The organism is Amycolatopsis sp. (assembly GCF_035546795.1).
Taxonomy (GTDB): Bacteria; Actinomycetota; Actinomycetes; order Mycobacteriales; family Pseudonocardiaceae; genus Amycolatopsis_E.
Map to the genome: position 1 here is coordinate 1 of NZ_DASZWC010000029.1, position 8,749 is coordinate 8,749.

11 protein-coding genes and 1 pseudogene are annotated in these 8,749 nt (G+C 70.8%); 9 read left to right on the plus strand and 3 right to left on the minus strand.

What is annotated here, in order from left to right:
* From VHD82_RS18325 to VHD82_RS18345, 5 genes and pseudogenes are all read left to right on the plus strand, one after another.
* Positions 1-309 (plus strand): annotated as a pseudogene (locus VHD82_RS18325) (hypothetical protein); the annotation flags it as partial.
* A 77-nt stretch (positions 310-386) separates the two neighbouring features.
* A complete protein-coding gene (locus VHD82_RS18330; protein ID WP_325704847.1) occupies positions 387-746 on the plus strand; it encodes a protease inhibitor I42 family protein in 360 nt (119 codons plus the stop codon).
* Positions 747-847: 101 nt separating this feature from the next.
* A complete protein-coding gene (locus tag VHD82_RS18335) occupies positions 848-1,453 on the plus strand; it encodes a sigma-70 family RNA polymerase sigma factor (RefSeq protein WP_325704850.1) in 606 nt (201 codons plus the stop codon).
* On the plus strand, positions 1,450-1,932 hold the full coding sequence (locus VHD82_RS18340) for a carboxypeptidase regulatory-like domain-containing protein (protein ID WP_325704853.1): 483 nt from the start codon (positions 1,450-1,452) through the stop codon (positions 1,930-1,932). The genes VHD82_RS18335 and VHD82_RS18340 overlap by 4 nt, the downstream gene beginning before the upstream one ends.
* Before the next feature lie 47 nt (positions 1,933-1,979).
* Positions 1,980-4,556 (plus strand): CHAT domain-containing protein, encoded by a 2,577-nt coding sequence (locus VHD82_RS18345; protein ID WP_414637544.1) that lies wholly within the window; start codon positions 1,980-1,982, stop codon positions 4,554-4,556.
* A 9-nt stretch (positions 4,557-4,565) separates the two neighbouring features.
* Here the strand turns inward: VHD82_RS18345 and VHD82_RS18350 are convergent, their stop codons facing one another.
* Positions 4,566-5,012, minus strand: coding sequence for an SRPBCC family protein (locus tag VHD82_RS18350; protein WP_325704856.1), 447 nt, complete (start codon positions 5,010-5,012; stop codon positions 4,566-4,568).
* A 54-nt stretch (positions 5,013-5,066) separates the two neighbouring features.
* Between VHD82_RS18350 and VHD82_RS18355 the strand changes: the two genes are divergently transcribed.
* Positions 5,067-5,267, plus strand: a complete 201-nt coding sequence (locus VHD82_RS18355) for an antitoxin (protein WP_325704859.1) — start codon at positions 5,067-5,069, stop codon at positions 5,265-5,267.
* A gap of 9 nt (positions 5,268-5,276) precedes the next feature.
* Here the strand turns inward: VHD82_RS18355 and VHD82_RS18360 are convergent, their stop codons facing one another.
* Together VHD82_RS18360 and VHD82_RS18365 are read right to left on the minus strand one after the other, a co-directional pair.
* Complete coding sequence (locus VHD82_RS18360) at positions 5,277-6,230, minus strand: prephenate dehydrogenase (RefSeq protein WP_325704876.1); 954 nt, start codon at positions 6,228-6,230, stop codon at positions 5,277-5,279.
* A 21-nt stretch (positions 6,231-6,251) separates the two neighbouring features.
* Positions 6,252-7,505 carry a M20 family metallopeptidase gene (locus VHD82_RS18365; RefSeq protein ID WP_325704862.1) on the minus strand — a complete coding sequence of 418 codons (1,254 nt, stop codon included), beginning with the start codon at positions 7,503-7,505 and terminating at the stop codon, positions 6,252-6,254.
* 49 nt (positions 7,506-7,554) lie between these two features.
* On the opposite strand from VHD82_RS18365, the gene VHD82_RS18370 reads away from it, so the two are divergent.
* The 3 genes from VHD82_RS18370 to VHD82_RS18380 all read left to right on the plus strand — a co-directional run.
* Positions 7,555-8,037, plus strand: coding sequence for a tRNA adenosine deaminase-associated protein (locus VHD82_RS18370; protein WP_325704864.1), 483 nt, complete (start codon positions 7,555-7,557; stop codon positions 8,035-8,037).
* Complete coding sequence (locus VHD82_RS18375) at positions 8,037-8,489, plus strand: nucleoside deaminase (RefSeq protein ID WP_325704867.1); 453 nt, start codon at positions 8,037-8,039, stop codon at positions 8,487-8,489. Before VHD82_RS18370 ends, VHD82_RS18375 begins: the two co-directional genes overlap by 1 nt.
* A 51-nt stretch (positions 8,490-8,540) precedes the next feature.
* The coding region (locus tag VHD82_RS18380) for a CsbD family protein (protein WP_325704870.1) at positions 8,541-8,749 on the plus strand (209 nt) is incomplete at its 3' end.

Sequence of the window (8,749 nt, forward strand, 5' to 3'; positions counted from 1 at the left end):
GGTGGGAACTTCGAGCCCAACACCCCGCCGGTCGTTACCGGCACGGTGCCCACGCCCAACGGCGGTGTGGTCACCACGCCGGCCGCTTCGAACGGCTGGGTGGCAGGCCGGCTGATCCAGAACGTCTGGAGCGGCAGCACGCAGCCCGGGGTGTGGGCGCTGATCGGAGGCGAGGGCTGGAAGCGGCTCGCGGGCTCGGAATCGGGCCGCAACCCGCTCACCACGCTCGCGTTGCTGGCCAAGGTCAACGGTTTGCCAGTGTCGTACCACCAGGACGCGAACGGGCAAATCGACCAGCTGTTGGTCTGACGTCATGAAGCTGGTGGTGGCCGGCAGCCGAGGGGGCCGCCGGCCACCACCTCCCAGCGGACCGTGAGGAGGAACCGGTGGCACTGGTCCGGCTGGCACAGGCCGACGCGGGGGAAACGGCCGAAGTGCGTGTCGGGGACACCGTGGAGCTGCGGCTCCCGGAGGCCAAGACTTCGGGTTACCAGTGGCGCTGGCAACTTCCGGACACGGTCCGGGTGGTCGCGGACGAGCACGTCCGGGGGGACGGCCACCTGGGTGTGGTGGCGCGGGGGGAGCGGCCACCGGGTGCAGGGGGGATTCGCCGGCTGGCGTTCGACATCGTCGGCGCCGGTCGGCATCTGGTGCGGGCGGAGCTGGCGCGGCCTTGGGAGGGGGAACCGCGCCGCTCCGTCACGTTCATACTGTCCGCAACCGAGGACGTTGGACCGAACGAGTGACTTTTGTATCTGGTGGTGGCTGACCCGCTCTGTTTCCGTCGAGAGCGGGATACTGCCTGCGCTGACCGAGGAGCGTAAATCTGAGAGCGGGGGCGAATGGGGTGACGGAAGTCCATACCGCCGAGGCGGATCCTCCATGGGAGGGACTGCGCGGTCCCGAGCTGTTCGCCGCCTGTCTCAACGCGGCGCGCGAAGGGAACAAGAAGGGGCTGAACCGCCTCGTCCGCGAGCTGACCCCACTGGTGTGGAACGTCGCCCGCGGCCAGGGGCTGGACAAGCACACCGCCGAGGACGTGGTCCAGACGGTGTGGCTCGCCCTGCTCAGCCATCTCGACCAGCTCCGCGAACCGAAGGCGCTGGCCGGCTGGCTGGTCACCACCGCGCGGCACGAGGCCCAGCGGGTCAACGGCCGGAAGGCGCCGCCGGTGCCGCTCACCGACGAGATGACGGAGTCGGTGCCGAGCACCCTGCCCGCGCCGGAGGCCGAAGCGCTGCGCACCGAACGGGATCGCAAGATCTGGGCGGCGTTCAGCAAGCTTCCGCAGCGCTGCCAGCACCTGTTGCGGCTCACGGTGCTCGACGGGCGCGCCGAGTACCGGGCCGTCGCCGAAACGCTCCAGATGCCGCGCGGCAGTATCGGACCCAATCGCGGCCGCTGCCTGAAAACGATGCGTGAACTGCTGAACAGCGAAGGGGGCAGCGCGTGAGTGAGACACAAGTGCCGGAGGGCGGCGCCCAACCGGACGACGAACTGCTGCTCGCCGAGCTCGGCCGCGTCATCGCGATGGCCGACCCGCCGCCCGCGGGACTGGTCGAACGCGTGGAATTCGCGCTGGAGCTGGAAAACCTCGACGTGGAAGTGGCCCGCTGGGTGCGCGACGACGAGCTCGCGGGCGTCCGCAGCAGCGTCGACCAGGGCACGATCACCTTCACCGTGAGCGATCTGACCGTGATGATCAACCTCACCCGCACCGGCAGATCGCACCGGATCGACGGCTGGCTGGTGCCCGCCGGGGTGCACGGGGTCGAGGTGCGGGTGGCCGAGCACGGTTCGTCGCAGACCACGGCCGACGAGGGTGGCCGCTTCGTCCTGGAGGAAGTGCCGCGCGGCACCACCCAGATCGTGATCTCGGTCGGCGGTGCCGGATGCGACCGCACAGTGGTCACTCCCGCGGTGGTTCTCTAGGGTTACCGGCCGTACGCCCGGATTCAGGGTGTGCTCAGATAGGTCGTGTGTCCCGCCAGCAACGCGTGCTCGCGGCCGCAGGCCGGCTGTACCGACGTGGCCGAGCCGCCGCGGCCGATCACGGTCCCGCGCAGGCCGCTCGCCTGTTCACCAGGGCGCTCAGGCAACTCGATGCGTCCGGTGTGGCGGATGAGGACTGGCTGGAGTTACGCGCGCGGATCCTGATCAGCCTCGCTTCGGCCGAGGTGGAGACCACGTCGATGAAGGCCGGGCTCGTCCATCTGGAAGCCGCGCGGAGTCACCTTCGGCAGCTGCCCGAGAACTCCCGGCGCGCCACGATGGAGGCGATCGCCGGGTTGCAGCACGCGCTCATGCTGTTCCGGGTCGGCAGGCCCGCCGAATCGCTGGCGCAGTTCGACGCCGCGCTGCCGGTGCTGGAGCGCGAAGCCCCGGACGACTGGTTGTTGTTCTCGAACAATCTGATGAACCGGGCGTACGTGAACCTCGCGGCGAACCGGCCGGACGCCGCACTCGTCGACCTCAACCGGTGTCTCGAACTCGCGATCCGACACGGAAACCGGCGGCTGGAAGGGAAAGTCCGGCACAACCTCGGTGACAGGGCACAGCTGGTCGGCGACATCCCGGCCGCGCTCGACCAGTACGAGCAGGCCGCCCGGATGCTGGCCGACGCGGGCCCGGGTTCGTTGCCGCGCCTTCGGATGGATCAGGCAAGGGCGCTGCTGACGGCCGGGCTCGCCGAGGAGGCGGCCCGCCATCTGGAGGAGGCGTTGCCCGGTCTGAAGAAGAACCGGGTGATGCAGGACTACGCCGAGGCCGAGGTGACCCGTGCCGGTGCGGCGATCCTGGACGGCGACTACCCGCTGGCCCGGCAGTTCGCGATGTCCGCGCGGCGGCACTTCCTCAGGCGCAGCAACGAAAGGTGGGCCGAGGTCGCGGCGCTGGCCCGGTTGCGTGCCGATGCTTTGGAGGCGTTGGAGGGCACTCGTCGGCCGTCGGCGCGGTTGCCCGGCCGGCTCGTCGAGCACGCCGGGCGGCTGGGCGAACTCGGCCTGCGGGACGAGGCCGCCGCGGCGCGATTGCTTGCTGTGCGGTTGCTTCTGCGCCGTGGCGCGGTGGGCGAGGCGGAGGAACTGCTCGCGCAGGTACCGAAACCGCGCCAGACCACGCCGATCGACCACGTGATGCTGCTGCGGCTGTGCCGGGCGGAATTGGCTGTGGCGAAGGAAAACTCACGCGCCGCGCTGGCGCAGGCGCGGGCCGGGTTCGTCGAGCTGAGCCTGGTGCGCGACCGGATGGGTGGGCTGGATCTGGTGTGCGGCACCGCGGTGCACGGCCAGGAACTGGGCAGGCTCGCCGCCGGCCTGGTGCTCGAACGGGCGCGCGGGCACGCCGGTGCACGACGGCTTTTCGTTTGGCAGGAACGAACTCGCGCACAGGTGTACCGCTACGAACCGCTGCCGGCGATCGCGGATCCCGTGCTGGCGCGGCTGATCACAGAGATGCGTCACGTGCAGCGCGCCGCGCAGCAGGACCGGCTGGAAGGCAAGCCGGTGACGGCGCTGGAGCAGCGCTACCGCCAGCTGCAGCGCGAAGCGGGCCGGTTGGGCTGGTACACCAGCCAATGGGGCAAACCGCGGCCAGTGTCGGCGCCGGAGGATGTCGCCGAGCAGCTCGGCGACCGGGTGCTCGTCAGTCTCGTCGGGCACGGCGGCTCGGTGTGGGCGGTGGTTGTGCGCGACGGCCGGTTCCGCTTGCTGCGCCTCGGTCCGCTGGGCGAGACCGTGGAGATCACCAAACAGCTGCACGCGGACCTGAACGTGCTCGCCCCGGATCACCTGGCCGCGCCGTTGGTGGCCGCCGTGACAGCCTCGGCGGAGAAGCGCGCGAAGCTGCTCGACGAACTGCTGGTCCGCCCGCTGGCCGACGCGATCGGCGACCGCGAGCTGGTGATCGTGCCGTTCGGGGACCTGTACGCCTTGCCATGGGCCGCGCTGCCGACGTTGCGCGGGCGCCCGTTGTCCATCGCCCCCTCGGCCACGGCGTGGTTGACCGCGGCCGAGCGCAACCGCCCCGAGCCCGTCGTGCTCGTCGGCGGCCCCGGCGTGCCCGGGGCGATCGGTGAGGTGCGCGAGCTGCGTTCGGTGTATCCCGACGCCACGCTGGTCGACGGGCACGACGCGACCAGCGAGGCGGTGCTGAAGGCGCTCGACGGTTCCGGCCTGGCGCACCTGGTCGCGCACGGCGCACACGAGCCCGCGAACGCGCTGTTCTCGCGGCTCGACCTCATCGACGGCCCGTTGTTCGCGCACGAGGCCGCCCGGCTGGAGCACCCGCCGGAGCGGGTCGTGCTGGCCGCCTGCGAGCTCGCCATGAGCCACATCCGCCCGGGCGAGGAAGCGCTGGGCTTCGCCGGGGCCCTGCTGGCGAGCGGCTCCCGCGCCGTCGTCGGCGCCATCGCCCGCGTCGGTGACCGCGCGGCCGCCGACGCGATGACCGACCTGCACCGCCGCATGGCTTCCGGCACCTCGCCCGCACTGGCCCTCGCGGAAGCCACCGCCGTCGACCCCCTGCGGCGGCCTTTCCTTTGCCTGGGCGCGGGTTAGACCGGCCTTTTAGGACGAACGCTCGGCGGCGCGCACCAGTTTCGCCGACACGAAAAGGATCGCGCCGTGCAGGAGCCGTCGTATCACCGGGCCGGTTCCGGGCAGTTTCTCGGTGAACGACCCTCGCCAGCGCAGCTCGGTGCCGCCATCCGCGGTCGGGGTGAACAGCACCTCGGAGCGATAGTCGTTGACCGGGGCGGAGCGGGCCAACGTGTAGACGTGGCGCCGGTCCTGCTCGTACTCAAGCGTTTCCTCGAACATCAGCACCGGGAAGAGCCCCACGCGCCGGATCGCACCGACCCCGCCGACCGGATCGGCCCACCTCTGCCAGGAGCTCTGCGGGACCAGCGGTTTCGCCCAGTCCGACCAGTGCGCCCCGTCCACCTCCAGCGCGAACAGCTTCGCCGGCGGCGCGCTGCTGGTGCGGACGACTTCGAAGGAGAAGGTGTTCGGCATCGGAGCCCTTCCGCTCGTGGTGCATTTCCGGGGAGTTTGGGGTGTGATGGTCGCATGGGCATCAATTTCGACGAAATCAAGAAGAAGGCGCAGCAGGCGCTGGACGACAACGCGGAGAAGATCGAGCACGGCATCGACAAGGCGAGCGGTTTCGCCAAGTCCAAGTTCGGCCAGCACTCCGGCAAGATCGACAACGTGAGCACGAAGGCGAAGGACTTCCTGCACAAGAACCAGAGCGACCCCGGCCCGGAATAGGCCGCCCGGCTACGCGACCTCGCCGATGGCGGTGTCATCGGTGATCGAGGTGATGCGGCCGCCGCGTTCGCCGAGCGCGCGCAGGCCGTCGCGCGCGTCCGGGGCGTCCAGGCTTACCCGCACACCCGTCGGCGTCGCCTCGCGAGCCCGCGCAAACGCTTGCGAACCCTCGTGACCTGCGTTGATGGTCGCTGCCAGGCCGCCCGTCGACGCCAGCGAGCCGCGCATCGCGCCAAGCCGGCCGAGCGCCTCGTCCAGCACCGGCAGCAGCGCGTCGCGGTTGCCCTCGGTCATCGCGCGCACCAGTTCCGGGCGCGTGCCGGCCACCCGCGTGCCATCGGTGTACGAACCCGCGGCCAGCGCCATCGCCAACGGGCCGCCCTGCGCGCCGACCGTCGCCAGCACGGCCGCGAGCAGGTGCGGCAGGTGCGAGATCCGTGCGACGGCTTCGTCGTGCGCCTCTGCCCCGAGCGGCACTACGTGGGAGCCCACTTCGAGCGCCAGCCGCGCCACCTCGGCCCAGGCGTGCAGATCGGTGTCGTCCTCGACGCACACCACCCACGCCGCGCCACCGAACAGCGCTGAATTACCGGCGCGCCAGCCCGACTCGGACGTGCCCGCCATGGGGTGCCCACCGACGAAGCGCGCTTCGGGTGCGAAGCCGCGTACGGAGGCCCGAACGGCGGACTTCACGCTCGTGACATCGGTCAGCAGGCACTTCGGAGCGTGCTGCCCGACCTTGCGCACCACCTCGTCGACCGCGGTCAGCGGTACCGCGAGCACGACCATGGCGTCCTGCTCGGCGGCTCTTTGCAGCGCCGCCTCCAGGTCGGTCGTGGTGTCGAAACCGTCGGCGGCGGCCGCGGCGGCGTCGGCTTCCGACTCCGTCGCGCCCCACACCTCCCGGCCGACCGCGGCGGCGGCGCGCAGCAGCGAGCCGCCGATCAACCCGAGTCCGATCACGCATACGTCTCGCACGGGGCGTCATCCTGCCAGTGTTCGGCTCGCCGGGCGCAGGGCGTCCAGCGCGAACGCCGCGTACATGGCGACACCGGCGGCGAAAGCGCTTTCCTCATAGGTGACGCGGTTGGAGTGGTTCGCGGCGGCTTCGCTGGGATCGGTGCCAGGCGGGCAGGCGCCGAGGAAGGCGAATGCCCCGGGAACCCGTTGCAGCACATACGAAAAGTCCTCGGCACCCATGATCGGGTCGCGCATCACCACGGCCTGGTCTTCGCCCAGCACCTCGCGGGCGAGCGCAAGCACGCGGCTGGCTTCCAGCGGATCGTTCACCGTCACCGGGTAACCAGGCTCGATGTCGGCGTAGACGCGGCAACCGTGCGCCGAACCCACCGCTTCGCACACCTTCGGCAGCTCGGCCCGGACGAACGCCCTCGTGCTCTCGGACAGGGACCGGATCGTGCCCTCCAGCTCGGCGGTTTCCGGGATGATGTTCGTCGTCGTGCCGGCCGCGATCCGGGTCACGGACAGCACCGCCGGATCGAACACGCTCACCCGCCGGGTGATCAACGTCTGCAGCGCGCCGACCATGGCCGCGGCCGCGGGCACCGGGTCGATGTTGTGGTGCGGCGCCGAACCGTGCCCACCCTTGCCGATCACCTGCACGCTGAACGTGTCGGCGGACGCCATCAGCGGCCCCGGCCGGGTGTGGATCTGACCGGCGGGCATGTTCGCGTAGGTGTGCAGCCCGAACGCCCGCTCGACCCGTTCCCCGGCCGCGTCCAGCACACCTTCATGGATCATGTGCCGCGCGCCGTGGAAGCCTTCTTCGCCGGGCTGGAACATGAAGACGACCGAGCCGGCGAGCTCGTCGACGTGCCGTGTCAGCAGTTTCGCCGCAGACACGAGCATCGCTACATGGGTGTCGTGTCCGCAGGCGTGCATCGAACCCTCGACGGTCGACGCGTACTCCAGGCCCGTTTCCTCCTGCAGCGGCAGGGCGTCCATGTCCCCGCGCAGGAGCACCGCGGGCCCTGGCTGCCCGCCGCGCAGCACCCCGGTCACGGAGGTGGTGCTTTTGCCGAGCGTGATCTCCAGCGGCAACCCTTCCAGTGCGCGTTGGATCTTCGCCTGCGTCCCGGGTAGCTGGAGGCCTCGTTCGGGGGAACGGTGGATCTCGCGCCTGAGCGCGACGGTGTCCGCTTGGAGGGCTTCCGCCTCGGCCCGCAGCCCGGCGAGACGGGCGTCCGGCAGGGAAGGCAGGTCAGTGGGTCCGGTCATAAGTCGATCCTCACCCATGGTGGCTTTTGACAGGTATACGGTGTGCGGCATGGCGGTGAAGGAGCCGGTCGCGGGGTTCGCGGTAGCCGTGGTTCGGGAGGACGGCCGGTGGCGGTGCAGCGCGCTCGACTCCGAGGCGCTCGCCAGCCTGGACGCGGCGATCACCGAGCTGGCCAAGATGCGTTCCACCGGTGCGGTTTTCGGGCTGCTGGCGGTCGACGACGAGTTCTTCGTGATCGTCCGGCCGAGCCCGCGCGGGCCCTCGTTGCTGTTGTCGGACGCCGCGGCGGCGCTGGACTACGACATCGCCGCGGACGTGCTCGACCTGTTGCGCGCGGATCCGCCGGACGAGGAGGACGAGTCGATCTGGCCGGAGGGCGACCTCGACATCCTCGCCGACGTCGGATTGCCGGGGCCGGAGCTGGAGGTCATCGCTGGTGAGGTGGACCTGTACCCGGATGAACAGCTGCAGATGATCGCCCAGCGTTGTGGCTTCGACGCCGAGTTGACGCCGCTGCTCGACGAGCTCTGATGCGGGACGCCGAGCTGATCCGCGTCGCACTCGACGCCGCCCGCTCGGCCGGGCCGGACGTTCCGATCGGCGCGGCGGTGTTCGCGCCGGACGGCAAACTCCTGGCCGGCGCCCGCAACGCGCGCGAAGAGCTTGGCGACCCGACGGCCCACGCGGAGATCCTCGCCCTGCGCGAAGCGGCGCGCGTATACGGCGACGGCTGGCGCTTGGCGGGCTGCACCCTCGCCGTCACCGTGGAGCCCTGCACGATGTGCGCCGGCGCGCTGGTGCTCGCGCGGATCTCGCGGGTGGTGTTCGGTGCCTGGGAGCCGCGGACCGGGGCCGTGGGTTCGCTCTGGGATGTGGTCCGGGACCGGCGGCTCAACCATCGTCCCGAGGTGGTCGGCGGTGTGCTGGCGGACGAGTGCGCCGAGCTGATGGACGCGTTCTTCGCGAACCACCGCGACGTGTGACCCCGGCGCAGGCTGGGTAACCGGATCGTGCAGTGGTCATAAGGAGGACTGATGAGCGTTCTGGAGAGGGCCAAGAGCAGGTCGCGCCAGCTGGTCGGCAATGCGAAGCAGGCCGTCGGCCGGGCGACAGGGAATCGCAGCATGAGGTCGGAGGGCCGCCGCGACCGGATGGCCGGCTCAGTCCGGGAGACGACGAACGAGGTCAGGGACTGGGCAGCGACAGCCGCCCGCGACGCACGTCGGCGCTTCGGCAACCGTCG